Consider the following 16,827-nt stretch of genomic DNA (forward strand, 5'->3'; position numbering starts at 1 on the left):
ATCAATGTTTTCAGAAATTAAACAGGCAAAAATCTGACCTTATGATCAACAAAACTCGTTTGTAGGACGATCCGCCCAAACAGGATTGGTGGTAAGCTCGCCGACCATGAATACCTACAGCTCCCGCCCCGTTGTCCTCTGTCTATCCGGCCACGACCCCAGTGGCGGCGCCGGCCTGCAGGCAGATATCGAAGCCCTGATCGCCCAAGGCTGTCACGCCGCACCCGCGGTGACCGCCCTGACCGTGCAGGATACCGTCAACGTTTCCGACTTCCGCGTGCTCGACCGCGAGTGGGTGCTGGCCCAGGCCAACGCCGTGCTGGCCGACTCTACGGTGGCCGCCGTCAAGCTGGGCATGCTCGGTTCGATCGAAATGGTCGACACTGTCGCCGAACTGCTGGCCGCCCACCCGCACCTGCCGCTGGTCTGCGACCCGGTGCTGCGTGCCGGTGGTGGTGGCCGCCTGGGCAAGGACGAAGTGGGCTACGCCCTGCGCGAACGCCTGCTGCCGCTGGCGACCATCGCCACGCCGAACCTGCCCGAAGCCCGCATACTTGCCGAACTGCCCGAAGGCACCGCCGACGAGTGTGCCGAGAAACTGTTGCCGTTCTGTAGACACCTGCTGATTACCGGCGGTCACGGCGACGAAGACGAAATTCACAACCGCCTGTACTGCCGCGACGGCCAGCGCCACACCTGGACCTGCCAGCGCCTGCCGGGCAGCTACCACGGCTCGGGCTGCACCCTGGCCAGCGCCCTGGCCGGCCGCCTGGCCCTCGGCGAGCAGCTGGAAAGCGCCGTCCGCAGCGCCCTGGACTACACCTGGCGCACACTGCGTGACGCCGAACAACTGGGCAAGGGCCAATTCGTGCCACGCCGCCTGCCGCTGGATTTCTGCTCCTGACACGAGGCCTCCAATGAAGCTACGCGGTCTGTACGCCATCACCGACAGCCAGCTGCTCGCTGGCCGTTTTCTGTCCCATGTCGAGGCGGCACTGGAAGGCGGCGTGTGCCTGCTGCAGTACCGCGACAAAAGTGACGACGCGGCGCGCCGCCTGCGTGAAGCCGAAGGGCTGCTGAAGCTCTGCGAGCGCTACGGCACCCAGCTGCTCATCAACGACGACGCCGAACTGGCCGCGCGCCTGGGCGTCGGCGTGCACCTGGGCCAGACCGACGGCCCGCTGACCCCGGCCCGCGCCCTGCTCGGCCGCCAGGCGATCATCGGCTCCACCTGCCACGCCAGCCTCGAACTGGCCACCCAGGCTGCCAACGAAGGCGCCAGCTACGTGGCCTTTGGCCGCTTCTTCAATTCCGTCACCAAGCCGGGTGCCCCCGCTGCCAACATCGAACTGCTGGAGCAGGCCCGCGCCCAGGTGAAACTGCCGATCGCGGTGATCGGCGGCATTACCCTCGACAACGCCGCCCCGCTGGTCGCCCATGGCGCCGACCTGCTGGCGGTGATCCACGGCCTGTTCGGTGCCGACAGCGTGCAGGAAGTCACCCGCCGCGCCCGCGCCTTCAACGCCTTGTTCGCATCCTGATTCGAGAGAACCCCCATGTCCCGTTCCGAAGCCCTGTTCGCCCAAGCCCAGAAGCACATTCCCGGTGGCGTCAACTCGCCGGTCCGCGCTTTCAAGAGCGTTGGCGGCACGCCGCTGTTCTTCAAGCATGCCGAAAGCGCCTACGTCGTTGACGAGGATGACAAGCGCTACGTCGACTACGTCGGCTCCTGGGGCCCGATGATCCTCGGCCACGGCCACCCAGAGGTACTGGACTCGGTACGCAGGCAGCTGGAGCACGGCCTGTCCTATGGCGCCCCGACCGCCATGGAAACCGAGATGGCCGATCTGGTCTGCTCGCTGGTGCCGTCCATGGAGATGGTGCGCATGGTCAGCTCGGGCACCGAAGCCACCATGAGCGCCATCCGCCTGGCCCGTGGCTACACCGGCCGTGACGCCATCATCAAGTTCGAAGGCTGCTACCACGGCCACTCCGACAGCCTGCTGGTTAAAGCCGGCTCCGGTCTGCTGACCCAGGGCGTGCCAAGTTCGGCGGGCGTGCCGGCGGACTTCGCCAAGCACACCCTGACCCTGCCGTTCAACGACATCGCCGCCGTCGAGAAAACCCTGGCCGAAGTCGGCCAGACCGTTGCCTGCATCATCGTCGAACCGGTAGCCGGCAACATGAACTGCGTACCGCCGGCGCCAGGCTTCCTCGAAGGCCTGCGCGAGCAGTGCGACAAGCACGGCGTGGTGTTGATCTTCGACGAAGTGATGACCGGTTTCCGCGTTTCGCTCGGCGGCGCCCAGGGCCATTACGGCATCAAGCCGGACCTGTCGACCTTCGGCAAGATCGTCGGTGGCGGCATGCCGGTCGGCTGCTTCGGCGGCAAGCGTGAAATCATGGGCTGCATCGCCCCGCTCGGCCCGGTCTACCAGGCCGGTACCCTGTCGGGTAACCCGCTGGCCATGGCCGCCGGCCTGACCACCCTTAAGCTGATCAGCCGCCCGGGCTTCCACGCCGAGCTGACCGACTACACCAGCCGCATGCTCGACGGCCTGCAACAGCGCGCCGATGCCGCTGGCGTGCCGTTCGTCACCACCCAGGCCGGTGCCATGTTCGGCCTGTACTTCAGCGGTGCCGACGACATCGTCACCTTCGAAGACGTGATGGCCAGCGATGCCGAGCGCTTCAAGCGCTTCTTCCACCTGATGCTCGATGGTGGCGTGTACCTGGCGCCGAGCGCGTTCGAGGCCGGCTTCACCTCCATCGCCCACGGCGACAAGGAGCTGCAGATCACCCTGGATGCGGCTGAGAAGGCTTTTGCAGCCCTGAAATAACACGCTGCACCGCGCTTTTGTGGGAGCGGCCTTGTGTCGCGAAAGGGCCGCAAAGCGGCCCCAGGACTTCAGCAGTAATGCACAGATTGCTGGGGCTGCTTCGCAGCCCTTTCGCGACACAAGGCCGCTCCCACAGAGGCCGGTACAGGCAACAAATACCCATGCACAATCAGCTGACTTCCCCAACCAAGCAGAAATTCGAGTAAAACTTTGTAAGGTTGGCGCTGCTTATCCCATAATGTGCCACCAGAGACATTGGCCGCAGCTTTGCAGAGGTAAGTCGATCCCCATGAACCGCACCGGCCGCGCCCTGACCCTGGGCTGCCTGTTGCTTCTTCAGCCCCTGCTGGCCCTGGCGGAGGGCGGTAACTCGTTGCTGATTCCGGCGACGGGCCGCTGCACCTTGAATGTCCAGCCTGAAGACTTGGCAAACGCCCTCAAGGCTTGTGAGCAGACGGCAACGGCGGGGGATGCCCAGGCGCAATTCGAACTGGGCGATTACTACTACACGCAAACGCCGAAAAATTTGGGCAAAGCCTTGAACTGGTTCGAAAAGGCCTCGCTGCAAGGCCACGCCGAGGCCCAGTACCGCCTGGGCGCCATGTTCTTCCGTGGTGAAGGGGTCAAGGCCAACAATGTGCAGGCCTACATCCTGCTGAAGATGGCCGCGGTCAACGGCGCCGAGGATGCGCTGGACATGGCCGACGAAGTGACCGAGCAAATGCCCCGCGACGAGCTGGAGCATGCCACCCAGGTGCTCGGCCAGATCTTCCGCAAGTACCTGCTCGAACTGCAGAACGCCGAAGGGCGAACGCCGTTCTCGCCACTCCCCTGAGGGTTACTTTTCCGGCATCGGCATGGGGAACGGCATCACGTTGCCGCCGCCCTTGGCTTCGCTGATCTTAGCTGTGCCCAGTCGCTCCACCTCGTCGATGCGCACGATCGAGTGCATCGGCACGAAGCTGCGGATCACCCCATCGAACTGGCTTTTGAGCTTCTCCTCGCTCGGGTCCACCACCAGCTGCGAACGCTCGCCGAACACGAACTCCTCGATTTCCAGGAACCCCCACAGGTCGCTCTGGTAGATCTGCTTGGCATACATCTCGAAGACCTGCCCCTGGTTGAGGAAGATCACTTTATAGATGGCAGGTTCGCGTTTGCTCATGTTCGTCGGGATAACACATGCGTAAGAAAAGGCGGGCATCATAGCAGACAGGTTTGCTGATCTGTGTTGCCTGTCCCGGCCTCATCGCCGGCAAGCCAGCTTTCACAGGTACTGCGCAAGCTTCAGGCCTGTGCAATATCTGTGGGAGCCCGGCTTGCCGGCGATAGGGCCGGAGCAGGCCATACATACCGTTGAACGTTTCAGTGCTTTCGCCACTGGCATTCAAGGGTTATTCTTGAGTTCACATCCATTGCCGTCGAGCGGCTAAAAACGACCTTGAACGCACCCATACAACCCCATCGTTTCATCCTCGAACCTTTCGAGGCCCACCGTTTCGCCAACTTGTGCGGCCAGTTCGACGAGCACCTGCGCCTGATCGAACAGCGCCTGGCCATCGAGATCCGCAACCGCGGCAATCAGTTCGAACTGATCGGCGAACCCAAGACCACCTCCGCTGCCGAACAGCTGCTGCGCCGTCTCTACCGCGAGACCAAGGCCAGCGACCTGTCCCCGGAAACCGTGCACCTGTACCTGCAGGAATCGACCGTCGAGAACATCGACAACCCGGCCGTCAACGAGGTCAGCGTGTCGCTGCGCACGCGCAAGGGCAACATCCGCCCGCGCGGGGTCAACCAGCAACGCTACGTCAAGGAAATCCTGGCCAACGACATCAACTTCGGCATCGGCCCGGCCGGTACCGGCAAGACCTACCTGGCCGTGGCCTGCGCCGTGGACGCGCTGGAACGCGAACAGGTGCGCCGCATCCTGCTGGTGCGCCCGGCGGTAGAGGCGGGCGAAAAGCTCGGCTTCCTGCCCGGCGACCTGGCCCAGAAGATCGACCCGTACCTGCGCCCGCTGTACGACGCCCTGTACGAAATGCTCGGCTTCGAACACGTGGCCAAGCTGATCGAGCGTCAGGTAATCGAGATCGCCCCGCTGGCCTACATGCGTGGCCGCACCCTGAACAACAGCTTCATCATCCTCGACGAGAGCCAGAACACCACACTGGAACAGATGAAGATGTTCCTCACCCGTATCGGCTTCGGCTCCACCGCGGTCATCACCGGTGACATCACCCAGGTCGACCTGCCCCGTGGCACCAAGTCGGGCCTGGCGCACGTCATCGAGGTGTTGAAGGACGTTCCGGGGATCAGTTTCACCCACTTCCAACCCAAAGATGTGGTTCGTCACCCACTGGTGCAGCGCATTGTCGAGGCCTACGACCGCTTCGATGCCCGCCAGGCCAAGCCCGAGGCGCCAGGCAAAGATGCTTGAACTCGATATTCAACGGGCCACGGATGCTGCCGCCCCGGATGACACCGCCTTTCGCCGCTGGTGCGAACTGGCCCTGCGCCAGCGCAGCGCCGATTCGGAAATGACCATTCGCCTGGTCGACGAAACCGAAGGCCGCGAGCTGAACCACAACTATCGGCACAAGGACTACGCGACCAATGTGCTGTCGTTCCCGGCCGATGTCCCCGACGACCTGCTCGATATCCCGCTGCTGGGCGACCTGGTGATCTGCGTGCCGGTGGTCGAGCGCGAAGCCGCCGAACAGGGCAAGTCGCTGGAAGCGCACTGGGCGCACCTGGTCATCCACGGTTGCCTGCACCTGCTCGGCTATGACCACATCGAAGATGAGGAAGCCGAGGAAATGGAAGGCCTGGAACGGGAATTGCTGGCAGAACTGGGTCATCCCGACCCGTACGCCGACGATGAAACCGACACCATCACACACTGATACACGAAGGATCACGAGAACCGCCATGAGCGAAGATCGATCGAGCAACGGGCAGAAGTCCTGGCTGGGTAAACTGACCCAGGCTTTTGCCCATGAGCCGAAAAACCGCCAGCAACTCCTTGAACTGCTGCGCGAAGCCCATCAGAACAAACTGCTGGACAGCGAGGCGCTGACCATCGTTGAAGGCGCCATCCAGGTGGCCGACCTGCAGGTTCGCGACATCATGGTGCCGCGTTCGCAGATGATCAGCATCAAGGCCAGCCAGTCGCCGCGCGAGTTTCTGCCAGCGGTGATCGACGCCGCGCACTCGCGCTACCCGGTGATCGGCGAAAGCCACGATGATGTGCTCGGGATCCTGCTCGCCAAGGACCTGCTGCCGCTGATCCTCAAGGAGAACGGCGACAGCTTCAACATCAAGGACCTGCTGCGCCCAGCCACTTTCGTGCCCGAGTCCAAGCGCTTGAACGTGCTGCTGCGCGAGTTCCGCGCCAACCATAACCACATGGCCGTCGTCATCGACGAGTACGGTGGCGTGGCCGGCCTGGTCACCATCGAGGACGTGCTGGAGCAGATTGTCGGCGACATCGAGGACGAGCACGACGTCGAGGAAGACAGCTACATCAAGCCGCTGCCCAGCGGTGACTTCCTGGTCAAGGCGCTTACCCCGATTGAGAACTTCAACGAGTTCTTCGACAGCGAATTCTCCGATGACGAGTTCGACACGGTCGGCGGCCTGGTGATGAGTGCCTTCGGTCACCTGCCCAAGCGCAACGAAACCACCGAGATCGGCCCTTACAAGTTCCGTATTCTCAATGCCGACAGCCGGCGGATACACTTGCTGCGCCTGACACCGATCACCCGTTAAGGACAAACATGCGTTGGATCACCCGCCCCGGCTGGCCCGGTAACCTGCTGGCCCTGGCGGCCGGTGCCTCCACCCTCCTGGCCCTGGCGCCATTCGACATCTGGCCACTGGCCGTGTTGTCCATCGCCCTGCTCTACCTTGGCCTGCGCGAGCTCAGCCCGCGCCAGGCCATGTGGCGTGGCTGGTGGTTCGGCTTCGGCCTGTACGGTGCCGGCACCTGGTGGATCTACGTCAGCATGAACACCTACGGCGGCGCCTCGCCGCTGCTGGCCATCCTGCTGCTGCTGGCGTTCTTCGCCGCCTTGGCCTGGTTCTTCGCCCTGCCCACCTGGCTGTGGGCCCGCTGGCTGCGTCGCACCGAAGCACCGCTGGCCGACGCCCTGTGCTTCGCCGCCCTGTGGCTGCTGCAAGAGGCCTTCCGCGGCTGGTTCCTGACCGGTTTCCCTTGGCTCTACGCCGGCTACAGCCAGCTGGACGGCCCGCTGGCCGGCCTGGCACCGCTGGGCGGCGTGTGGCTGATTTCCTTCGCCCTGGCCCTGACCGCTGCCCTGCTGTGCAACCTGCACCGCCTGCGCGGCCGCCCCTCGTTCCTGGCGGTGGGCTGCCTGCTGTTGCTGGCCCCGTGGGTGCTGGGCCTGGCGCTAAAGGGCCACGCCTGGACCAAGCCGGCGGGCGACCCGCTGAAAGTGGCGGCCATCCAGGGCAATGTCGAGCAGGACCTGAAATGGGACCCGGCACACATCGACGCGCAACTGGCGCTGTACCGTGACCTGAGCTTCAGCTCCAGGCCGGTGGACCTGCTGGTGTGGCCGGAAACCGCGGTGCCGGTGCTCAAGGACCAGGCCCAAGGCTATATCGACGTGATGGGCCGGTTCGCCGCCGAACGGCATTCGGCGCTGATCACCGGTGTGCCGGTGCGTGAAGTGGTGCATCACCAGCGCCGCTACTACAACGGCATCACCGTCACCGGTGAAGGCGATGGCACCTACCTCAAGCAGAAGCTGGTGCCGTTTGGCGAGTATGTGCCGCTGCAGGACATGCTGCGCGGCCTGATCGAGTTCTTCAACCTGCCCATGTCGGACTTCGCCCGCGGGCCGGAAGACCAGCCGCTGCTGCAGGCCAAGGGCTACCAGATTGCGCCTTACATCTGCTACGAAGTGGTCTACCCCGAATTCGCCGCAGGCCTGGCGGCACGCAGCGACCTGCTGCTGACCATCAGCAACGACACCTGGTTCGGCACCTCGATCGGCCCGTTGCAGCACCTGCAGATGGCGCAGATGCGTGCGCTGGAAGCTGGCCGCTGGATGATCCGCGCCACCAACAACGGCGTGACTGCGCTGATCGACCCGTTTGGCCGTATTACCACTCAGGTGCCGCAGTTCCAGCAGGCGGTGCTGTATGGTGAAGTGGTGCCGATGCAGCAACTGACGCCGTACCTGCAATGGCGATCGTGGCCGCTGGCGATTGTCTGCGCATTGCTGCTGGTTTGGGCGTTGCTGGCCGGGCGCATTGCCAAGACCGTTTGAGTTTTCCTGTACCAGCCTCTTAGCGGGTAGACCCGCTCCCACGGGGACCGCACAAGCCCATGGCCTGCGGTGTACCTGTGGGAGCGGGTTCACCCGCGAAGAGGCCGGCACAGGCAACACAAGGCTCAATAAAACACCCGGTACCCCACCAACCCCGCGACTTCATTGAGCAACTGCCCGCTCTGCCACATCGCCCGGCTCTCCGGCAGCAACCCGCCGAACGGCCGCGCATGATCGCGCCCGAGGAACCCGACCGGCGCCGGCACCACCTCGAACCCCGCCTGCTCGAAACTCCAGCGCGAGCGCTGCATGTGCCACGCCTGGGTTACCACGACCACCCGGCGAATCCCCAACGGCTGCAACACCTTGGCCGTCAGCCGGGCATTCTCCCAGGTCGTGCGGCTCCCCTCCTCCCGCCATTTCACCTCGACGCCGAAATCTTCACGCAGGCGATCAGCCATCAACTGCGCCTCGCTCGGCGGCGTGCCATAGTGCAACCCGCCGCTGGTCAGCACCGGCAAGCCCGAAGCCTTGGCCAGTCGCGCGGCAAAGCGCATGCGCTCCAGCGCCGTGGCCGTGGGCTGGTCGCTACCCCCCCAGGCCGGGTCACCCCGTTCACGCCCCGCACCCAGCACCACGATGGCATCCGCCCGGCTTGCCAGGCCGGCCCAATCGCCTACCGCCAGCGGCGCTTCCGTCTCCAGTGCACGGGCGGTTTCCTGCACCACCAGCGGCAGGCTCATCAGCCACAGGCCACCAAGGCCCACGGCAAAGCACAGCGCTGCCAGCCTGGGCCGGCGGCGATGCAGCCACCAGGCCACAAGCAGCAGCAGGAACAGGACGCCTGGCGGCATCAGCCATTGTTTGATGAAGTATCGGATCGGCATTGGCCACACCTCCTTGGCAGGCGTGCAGCCTAGAAGGATCGACGCCGGTCAACAAGGGTGCGGCCGGCGCCGATCATGAGTTGTGCAATTTTTGAAGAACCGGCGCGCGATAGCCTGCGCCTGGCGTCCTGAACGGCTAGCGGTGTGGCAGCGTCCTGGATCTCGCCGTGCTGGCGGGGCGTTTCTTGTCCTTGAGCCAGATGATCTTGGCCGATGTCGGCTCCGCTTGTGGGTAACTGCCGACACAGGCATTGTGGCGCTCCGGGAGGGAATCCAGGTAGGCCTTGATCAGTTCGAACTCTGCGTGGCTCAGGCCGCGCAACTCCAGCTCGGCTGGCATTTCGTCGCGCAATCGCACCGATGTCCTGGCCACTTCCAGCGCCAGGCCAAGCCGGTCGATCAGGCGTTCGTATAGCTCCGGTCTGATTGCGGGTAGCTGCGTCTCTCCCATCCGTTCACCTCATTGAAGATAAGAATATCTCCCCCCACACCTGAGCTTAGCGTCGTTGCAAAAAGCAGCCGTGTGCCGCGACCAGCGGGCATTCGCAACGAAGGTTTCCCACGATGCGCGGCGCTGCTGTATGCTACGGCGTTCACTCTAAATGACACCGGAGTGCCGGACGCAGCGAGGTTCCGCTGCCTGGAACAAGGTCTCTTCCCTCTCAGCAAAAAGTAGCCATGCACGAACAATACACGCCCCGTGATATCGAAGCCGCCGCCCAGAAGTTCTGGGACGAGCAACAATCGTTCGCTGTTACCGAACAGCCAGGCAAGGACACCTACTACTGCCTGTCGATGTTCCCGTACCCGAGCGGCAAGCTACACATGGGCCACGTGCGCAACTACACCATCGGTGACGTGATTGCCCGCTACCAGCGCATGCTGGGCAAGAACGTCCTGCAGCCGATGGGCTGGGACGCTTTCGGCATGCCTGCGGAAAACGCGGCGATGAAGAACAACGTCGCCCCGGCCAAGTGGACGTACGAAAACATCGACTACATGAAGACCCAGCTCAAGAGCCTGGGCCTGGCCATCGACTGGGCACGTGAAGTCACCACCTGCAAGCCCGACTACTACCGTTGGGAGCAGTGGCTGTTCACCCGCCTGTTCGAAAAAGGCATCATCTACCGCAAGAACGGTACCGTGAACTGGGACCCGGCGGACCAGACCGTACTGGCCAACGAGCAGGTCATCGACGGTCGTGGCTGGCGTTCGGGCGCGCTGATCGAGAAGCGCGAAATCCCGATGTACTACTTCCGCATCACCGACTACGCCGACGAGCTGCTGGAAAGCCTCGACGAGCTGCCGGGCTGGCCTGAGCAGGTCAAGACCATGCAGCGCAACTGGATCGGCAAGTCGCGCGGCATGGAAGTGCAGTTCCCGTACGACCTGGCCAGCATCGGCCACGAAGGCACGCTCAAGGTCTTCACCACCCGCCCCGACACGCTGATGGGCGCCACCTACGTCGCCGTCGCCGCCGAACACCCGCTGGCCACCCAGGCCGCCCAGGGCAATCCGGCGCTGCAGGCGTTCATCGACGAGTGCAAGAGCGGCAGCGTTGCCGAAGCCGACATGGCCACCCAGGAGAAGAAGGGCATGGCCACTTCCCTGCTGGTCGAGCACCCGCTGACCGGCGAGAAGCTGCCGGTATGGGTCGCCAACTACGTGCTGATGCACTACGGCGATGGCGCCGTCATGGCCGTACCGGCCCACGACGAGCGTGACTTCGAGTTCGCCCACAAGTACAACCTGCCGGTCAAGGCCGTGGTGCGCACCAGCGCTGGCGACCAAGTCGGCAGCGAGTGGCTGGCCGCCTATGGCGAGCACGGCCAGCTGATCAACTCCGGCGAGTTCGACGGCCTGGACTTCGCCGGTGCCTTCGACGCCATCGAAGCCGCCCTGATCCGCAAGGAGCTGGGCAAATCGCGTACCCAGTTCCGCCTGCGTGACTGGGGTATCAGCCGCCAGCGCTACTGGGGCTGCCCGATCCCTATCATCCACTGCCCGTCCTGCGGCGACGTACCGGTGCCGGAAGACCAGCTGCCGGTCACCCTGCCGGAGAACGTGGTGCCGGATGGCGCCGGTTCGCCACTGGCGCGCATGCCTGAATTCTACGAGTGCACCTGCCCGAAATGCGGCACCGCGGCCAAGCGCGAAACCGACACCATGGACACCTTCGTCGAATCGTCCTGGTACTTCGCCCGCTACGCCTCGCCGAACTATGAAGGTGGCATGGTCGACCCGAAAGCGGCCAACCACTGGCTGCCGGTAGACCAGTACATCGGCGGTATCGAGCACGCCATCCTGCACCTGCTGTACGCGCGCTTCTTCCACAAGCTGATGCGTGACGAAGGCCTGGTCACATCGAACGAGCCGTTCAAGAACCTGCTGACCCAGGGCATGGTGGTCGCCGAAACCTACTACCGTGTTGCCAGCAACGGCGGCAAGGACTGGTTCAACCCGGCCGATGTCGAAGTCGAGCGCGATGCCAAGGCCAAGATCATTGGCGCCCGCCTGAAGACCGACGGCCTGCCAGTGGAAATCGGTGGCACCGAGAAGATGTCGAAGTCGAAGAACAACGGCGTCGACCCGCAATCGATGATCGACCAGTACGGCGCCGACACCTGCCGCCTGTTCATGATGTTCGCCTCGCCGCCCGACATGAGCCTGGAATGGTCCGACTCCGGCGTCGAGGGTGCCAGCCGCTTCCTGCGCCGCGTCTGGCGCCTGGCCCAGGCCCACGTGGCCCAAGGCCTGCCGGGCAAGCTGGATGTCGCCGCCCTGGACGACGCGCAGAAGGTCATCCGCCGCGCCATCCACGCCGCCATCAAGCAGGCCAGCACCGATGTTGGCCAGTTCCACAAGTTCAACACCGCCATCGCCCAGGTGATGACCGTCATGAACGTGCTGGAAAAGGCCCCGCAGGCTACTGAGCAGGACCGCGCCCTGCTGCAGGAAGGCCTCGAGGCCGTCACCCTGCTGCTGGCACCGATCACCCCGCACATCTCTCACGAGCTGTGGCAACAGCTGGGCCACCAGCAGGCAGTCATCGACGCCAGCTGGCCAGCCGTCGACGAGGCAGCCCTGGTACAGGACACCGTCACCCTGGTGGTGCAGGTAAACGGTAAGCTGCGTGGCCAGGTCGAAATGCCGGCCGCCGCCAGCCGCGAAGAAATCGAAGCCGCCGCGCGCAGCAACGAGAACGTCCTGCGCTTCATCGATGGCCTGACCATCCGCAAGGTCATCGTGGTACCGGGCAAGCTGGTCAACATCGTCGCCAACTGATGGCAACGCCCGCCCGCAGCCACTGCGGGCGGGCGAACAGGCCCACAAGGGAGCAACAACATGATCAAACGCAATTTGCTGGTAATTGGCCTGGCGGTCATGCTCAGCGCCTGCGGTTTCCAGCTGCGCGGCACCGGCTCCACCGAGCTGAGCGTAAAGGAAATGGACGTCAGCGCACGCAACGCCTACGGCCCGACCGTGGTCCAGCTGCGTGAAGTGCTGCAACGTAGCGGTGTCAACGTGCACGCTGGCGCACCGTACCGCCTGGTGCTGACCAACGAGCAGGAGCGCGAGCGCTCGGCGACCTACAACAGCGGCAACCGTACCGCCGAATACGAACTGACCACCGTGCTGAACTACAGCATCCAGGGCCTGAACAACCTGGAACTGATGAGCGACAAGCTGGAGGTGCGCAAGATCTACTTGCGTGACGGCTCGAACATCACCGGCTCCGAGCAGGAAGCCAACCGCGCCCGCGAAGAAATGCGTCGCGACCTGGTCAACGCCATGGTCGTTCGCCTGCAGATGCTGACCCCGTCCCAGCTGGACGAGCTGCAGCGTCAGGCCGACGAGCGCGCCAAGGCCGAAGCCGCTGCGCTGGAGGCCGCTCGCCGCCAGCAGGCCGAAACGCCTCAGCAATCGCCACTGGAAGTACCGGGCAACTAAGCCCGAGCGGGGTACCTTCGGGTGCCCCGCCTGCTTCCCATGAAGCTCGCCCCCGCCCAACTCAACAAGCATCTGCAAGGCGCACTGGCACCGGTCTACGTGGTCAGCGGCGACGACCCGCTGCTGTGCCAGGAAGCCGCCGACGCCATCCGCAACGCCGCGCGCCAGCAGGGCTTTGACGAACGCCAGGTATTCAGTGCCGACGCCAACTTCGACTGGGGCACCCTGCTCCAGGCTGGCGCCAGCCTGTCCCTGTTCGCCCAGCGCCGCCTGCTGGAATTGCGCCTGCCCTCGGGCAAGCCCGGTGACAAGGGCGCTGCTGCGCTGATGGAGTACTGCGCCAACCCCGCCGAAGACACCCTGCTGCTGGTCAGCCTGCCCAAGCTCGACGGCAGCGCGCAGAAGACCAAGTGGGGCAAGGCGCTGATCGAAGGCGCCCACTGCCAGTTCATCCAGATCTGGCCGGTGGATGTGCATCAACTGCCGCAGTGGATCAACCAGCGCCTGCAGCAGGCCGGCCTTTCGGCACAACGTGACGCCGTCGACCTGATCGCTGCACGCGTGGAAGGTAACCTGCTGGCTGCAGCGCAGGAAATCGAAAAGCTCAAGCTGCTCGCCGAAGGCAACCAGATCACCGTGGAGACCGTACAGGCCGCCGTCGCCGACAGCGCCCGCTTCGATGTCTTCGGCCTGGTCGATGCCATTCTCAATGGCGAAGCCGCGCATGCCTTGCGCATGCTCGAAGGCTTGCGCGGTGAAGGCGTGGAGCCACCAGTGATTCTCTGGGCCCTGGCCCGTGAGCTGCGCCAGCTGGCGGGGCTGGCCCAGCAGTTCAGCCAGGGTGTACCTCTGGACAAGGCCTTCAGCCAGGCCCGCCCGCCAGTCTGGGACAAACGCCGGCCACTGGTCAGCAAGGCCCTGCAGCGCCTGTCGGCGCAGCGCTGGGCGCAGTTGCTGCAAGATGCCCAGCGTATCGATGCACAGATCAAGGGCCAGGCCGAGGGCTCGCCGTGGACTGGCCTGGCGCGCTTGTCGCTGCTGATGGCCGGCCAGCGCCTGACACTCCCTCCCGAGTAAACCGTCCACCAGACTGTCCAGGTTGCTCCTACAAGGGTACATCCATGGACCCAGGTATTCGGCCATATACACAATCAATTGGCCCCACCCAGCCCCAAACCCTACAGTGCGCCGCGAAAGCCACCCAACCCGGGAACCTCACCATGAGCAAAAAGCCGAAAAAGCACGGCCCCAACAAGGCCAAGTCGATCATCGCCCAACCGCTGTTCCGCTGCCGCCAGGAGCGGCCGAACAAGGGCAAAGGCAGCTACCGCCGCGAAGCCTTCCAATCGAGAGATTGGGAGGCTTCCTACTTTTTGGCTGCATGAAAGCATCGAAAGCGCAGGCATGGTATGGTCGTCATCTGACCTGCAATTCTGGATCTGTGAATGCTCCTCAGTCTTCTCCCCCGCTGGAAAACCCGTCAGCTGATCGCGGCCTCCAGTTTCATCCTGCTCGTGGCCTGCGCAGAAAAGCCCACCGCCGCCGACGCCCTGCCGCTGGCCCCCGCCCAGCCCGCCCCGGTGGTAACCCTGCCCGGCACGACGCTCGATACCAGCACTGAAATCCAGCCTCTGCAAACCTTCGCGCAATGGCAAGCGGGCTTTCGCCAGCAGGCCCTGCAAGCCGGCATTTCGCAGGACACGTTCGACCGCGCCTTTCTCGGCGTCACCCCCGACATGGATGTGATCAAGGCCGATCGCAGCCAACCAGAGTTCACCCGCCCGGTATGGGAATACCTCGAAGGCGCTCTTTCCCCCCTGCGCGTGCGCAACGGCAAGAAGCTGCTGGAGCAGAACGCCGAACTGCTGACCCGCATCGAGCAACGCTATGGCGTCGATCGCCAGGTGCTGGTCGCGGTATGGGGCATGGAAAGCAACTTCGGCCAGTTCCAGGGCAACAAGTCGGTGATCCGCTCACTGGCTACCTTGGCCTATGAGGGCCGCCGCCCACAGTTCGCCCAGGACCAGTTGATCGCCGCGCTGCAGATCATCCAGCATGGCGATATCCAGCCTGAGGCCATGCGTGGCTCCTGGGCCGGCGCGATGGGCCAGACCCAGTTCATCCCGACCACCTACAACACCCATGCCGTGGACTTCGACGGCGATGGCCGCCGCGACATCTGGAACAGCACGGCAGACGCCCTGGCCTCGACAGCGCACTATCTGCAGAGCTCGGGCTGGAAACGTGGTCAGCCGTGGGGCTTCGAGGTCCAGGTGCCACCTGGCTTTGATTACTGGCAGGCCGATGGCGCCCTGCGCAAGCCCGTGAGCGAGTGGCTGGCAATGGGCGTGAAACTGCCTGCCGGTACCCAGTTGCCGGCGGGCAGCAACCAGCTGTCTGCCGCCCTGCTGCTGCCAGCGGGCGCGCGTGGCCCGGCGTTCCTGGTGCTGGACAACTTCCGAGCCATCCTCAAGTACAACAACTCGTCGTCCTACGCGCTGGCAGTAAGCCTGTTGGGTGATCGATTCACGGGCTGGGGCTTCATTGCTGGCAGCTGGCCGAAAGAAGACCTGCCGCTCAGCCGCAGCGAGCGCATGGAACTGCAGAACCTGCTGAACCGCAACGGGCACGATGCAGGCAATGCCGATGGCATCATTGGCGCCAATACCCGCAAGGCGATCCGCAATGCCCAGCAGGGGCTGGGGTGGCCGGCAGATGGGTATCCGACCCACAAGCTGCTCGAGAGCCTGCGTCAGCCGTAAGAATCTTGGGGCCGCTGCGCGGCCCATCGCGACACAAGGCCGCTCCTACAAGCGATCGCGAACCATCGGGGTAACGCGGTCTCCTGTAGGAGCGGCCTTGTGTCGCGATGGGCTGCAAAGCAGCCCCGACAATCTCAAGCCTGGAAAAGATCCTGCTCCAGCAGCAAGCTCTGCCGAGAGCTATCCAGCACTACCCGAGCCCCCAACGGCAAGCACACATTCGGGTCACAATGCCCACTGCGCCACCCTGCCAGTACCGGCACACCCAGCGGTGCGAAGATGTCCTCCAGCAGGGGCGTCAACGCCACAGTGGTAATCCCGGCAAAGTCCCCCACCAGCACCCCCTTCACCCCCTCCAGCTTGCCCGCCAGGCGCAGCTGGGTCAGCAAGCGGTCCACCCGGTACAGCGGCTCGTTGACGTCCTCGATGAACAGGATGCAGCCCTGCGTATCCAGCTCGGCAATCGTCCCCAGGGTCGCGCCCAGCATCGACAGGTTGCCGCCCAGTAGCGGCCCGCTGGCCACACCATGTAGCACGCTGCTCAAGGCGAATTCAGCAGGGTGCACGATCTGCTCCCCTGCCCGCACATGCCCACCCAGCTGCGCCAGCAACGAAGCCTCGGTCGGTGGCAACTTGGCCCCCAGCAGGTCGGCATTGAGCATCCCGCCATGGAAGGTGACCAGCCCGGTATGCCGGTAGATCGCCGTGTGCAGCGCGGTGATGTCGCTGTAACCGATCAGCGGCTTGGGGTTGCGCCGGATCAGCTCGAAATCGAGCTGGTCGAGCAGGCGCATGCTGCCGTACCCTCCACGCATGCACAGAATGGCGTCGATGGCCGGGTCGGCGAAGGCATCATGCAGGTCCTGCAACCGCTGCCGGTCCGGCCCCGCCAGATAGCCCTGGGCCTGAAGGGCACCCGGGTAGATGCGGCAACTGTAGCCTCGGTCAACGAACCACTGGTTGACCTTGTGTGTATCCAGCCGCGCCGCGCCGGCCGGGGCGACAATGGCAAAACAGGCATCACGCGGCAGCGCGGCGGGCAGGCTGGGTTGGAAGGTTTCGGCGCAATTCATCGCGGCTCCTTTCAGCG

General features: G+C 64.3%; 17 protein-coding genes. 13 read left to right on the forward strand and 4 right to left on the reverse strand.

Features of this window, described 5'->3' with window-relative positions:
* The first annotated feature begins 106 nt into the window (after positions 1-106).
* The 4 genes from CAF92_RS05305 (at position 107) to CAF92_RS05320 (ending at position 3,675) form a co-directional block, all read left to right on the forward strand.
* On the forward strand, positions 107-904 hold the full coding sequence (locus CAF92_RS05305) for a hydroxymethylpyrimidine/phosphomethylpyrimidine kinase (RefSeq protein WP_085599641.1): 798 nt from the start codon (positions 107-109) through the stop codon (positions 902-904).
* 13 nt (positions 905-917) lie between these two features.
* Entirely contained in the window at positions 918-1,541 is a 624-nt protein-coding gene (gene thiE / locus CAF92_RS05310; protein ID WP_085599643.1) for a thiamine phosphate synthase, read from the forward strand.
* Between the two features lie 15 nt (positions 1,542-1,556).
* Entirely contained in the window at positions 1,557-2,840 is a 1,284-nt protein-coding gene (gene hemL, locus CAF92_RS05315) for a glutamate-1-semialdehyde 2,1-aminomutase (protein WP_085599645.1), read from the forward strand.
* A gap of 289 nt (positions 2,841-3,129) precedes the next feature.
* Positions 3,130-3,675: a tetratricopeptide repeat protein gene (locus CAF92_RS05320; protein WP_046613212.1), complete on the forward strand. Its 546-nt coding sequence runs from the start codon at positions 3,130-3,132 to the stop codon at positions 3,673-3,675.
* Positions 3,676-3,678: 3 nt separating this feature from the next.
* Here CAF92_RS05320 and CAF92_RS05325 read toward each other — a convergent pair whose 3' ends face one another.
* On the reverse strand, positions 3,679-4,005 hold the full coding sequence (locus CAF92_RS05325; RefSeq protein WP_013974341.1) for a DUF1820 family protein: 327 nt from the start codon (positions 4,003-4,005) through the stop codon (positions 3,679-3,681).
* A gap of 276 nt (positions 4,006-4,281) precedes the next feature.
* Between CAF92_RS05325 and CAF92_RS05330 the strand changes: the two genes are divergently transcribed.
* Genes CAF92_RS05330 through lnt form a run of 4 tightly spaced genes read left to right on the forward strand, consistent with a single transcriptional unit; the run spans position 4,282 to position 8,137 of the window.
* A complete protein-coding gene (locus CAF92_RS05330) occupies positions 4,282-5,280 on the forward strand; it encodes a PhoH family protein (RefSeq protein WP_013974342.1) in 999 nt (332 codons plus the stop codon).
* Positions 5,273-5,746 carry an rRNA maturation RNase YbeY gene (gene ybeY, locus CAF92_RS05335; protein WP_085599647.1) on the forward strand — a complete coding sequence of 158 codons (474 nt, stop codon included), beginning with the start codon at positions 5,273-5,275 and terminating at the stop codon, positions 5,744-5,746. Before CAF92_RS05330 ends, ybeY begins: the two co-directional genes overlap by 8 nt.
* Before the next feature lie 25 nt (positions 5,747-5,771).
* Positions 5,772-6,611 (forward strand): HlyC/CorC family transporter, encoded by an 840-nt coding sequence (locus CAF92_RS05340; RefSeq protein ID WP_046613214.1) that lies wholly within the window; start codon positions 5,772-5,774, stop codon positions 6,609-6,611.
* A gap of 8 nt (positions 6,612-6,619) precedes the next feature.
* Positions 6,620-8,137 (forward strand): apolipoprotein N-acyltransferase, encoded by a 1,518-nt coding sequence (gene lnt, locus CAF92_RS05345; RefSeq protein WP_046613216.1) that lies wholly within the window; start codon positions 6,620-6,622, stop codon positions 8,135-8,137.
* A gap of 125 nt (positions 8,138-8,262) precedes the next feature.
* On the opposite strand, the gene CAF92_RS05350 is transcribed toward lnt, so the two are convergent.
* Together CAF92_RS05350 and CAF92_RS05355 are read right to left on the reverse strand one after the other, a co-directional pair.
* Positions 8,263-9,024, reverse strand: a complete 762-nt coding sequence (locus CAF92_RS05350; protein WP_046613217.1) for a YdcF family protein — start codon at positions 9,022-9,024, stop codon at positions 8,263-8,265.
* A 136-nt stretch (positions 9,025-9,160) separates the two neighbouring features.
* Positions 9,161-9,475, reverse strand: coding sequence for a hypothetical protein (locus tag CAF92_RS05355; RefSeq protein WP_003257582.1), 315 nt, complete (start codon positions 9,473-9,475; stop codon positions 9,161-9,163).
* A gap of 227 nt (positions 9,476-9,702) precedes the next feature.
* On the opposite strand from CAF92_RS05355, the gene leuS reads away from it, so the two are divergent.
* The 5 genes from leuS (at position 9,703) to CAF92_RS05380 (ending at position 15,737) form a co-directional block, all read left to right on the forward strand.
* Complete coding sequence (leuS, locus tag CAF92_RS05360; protein ID WP_085599649.1) at positions 9,703-12,309, forward strand: leucine--tRNA ligase; 2,607 nt, start codon at positions 9,703-9,705, stop codon at positions 12,307-12,309.
* A gap of 60 nt (positions 12,310-12,369) precedes the next feature.
* Positions 12,370-12,975 (forward strand): LPS assembly lipoprotein LptE, encoded by a 606-nt coding sequence (gene lptE / locus CAF92_RS05365; protein ID WP_003257580.1) that lies wholly within the window; start codon positions 12,370-12,372, stop codon positions 12,973-12,975.
* A gap of 39 nt (positions 12,976-13,014) precedes the next feature.
* Positions 13,015-14,052: a DNA polymerase III subunit delta gene (holA, locus tag CAF92_RS05370; protein WP_039613557.1), complete on the forward strand. Its 1,038-nt coding sequence runs from the start codon at positions 13,015-13,017 to the stop codon at positions 14,050-14,052.
* Positions 14,053-14,195: 143 nt separating this feature from the next.
* A complete protein-coding gene (arfA, locus tag CAF92_RS05375) occupies positions 14,196-14,360 on the forward strand; it encodes an alternative ribosome rescue factor ArfA (protein ID WP_025340762.1) in 165 nt (54 codons plus the stop codon).
* Positions 14,361-14,420: 60 nt separating this feature from the next.
* Positions 14,421-15,737, forward strand: a complete 1,317-nt coding sequence (locus CAF92_RS05380) for a lytic murein transglycosylase (RefSeq protein ID WP_046613220.1) — start codon at positions 14,421-14,423, stop codon at positions 15,735-15,737.
* Between the two features lie 134 nt (positions 15,738-15,871).
* Here the strand turns inward: CAF92_RS05380 and CAF92_RS05385 are convergent, their stop codons facing one another.
* Positions 15,872-16,810 carry an LD-carboxypeptidase gene (locus CAF92_RS05385; RefSeq protein WP_085599651.1) on the reverse strand — a complete coding sequence of 313 codons (939 nt, stop codon included), beginning with the start codon at positions 16,808-16,810 and terminating at the stop codon, positions 15,872-15,874.
* Positions 16,811-16,827: the final 17 nt, after the last annotated feature.

Origin of the sequence: Pseudomonas sp. B10(2017) (genome assembly GCF_002113295.1) — a bacterium.
Lineage (GTDB): Bacteria > Pseudomonadota > Gammaproteobacteria > Pseudomonadales > Pseudomonadaceae > Aquipseudomonas > Aquipseudomonas pudica.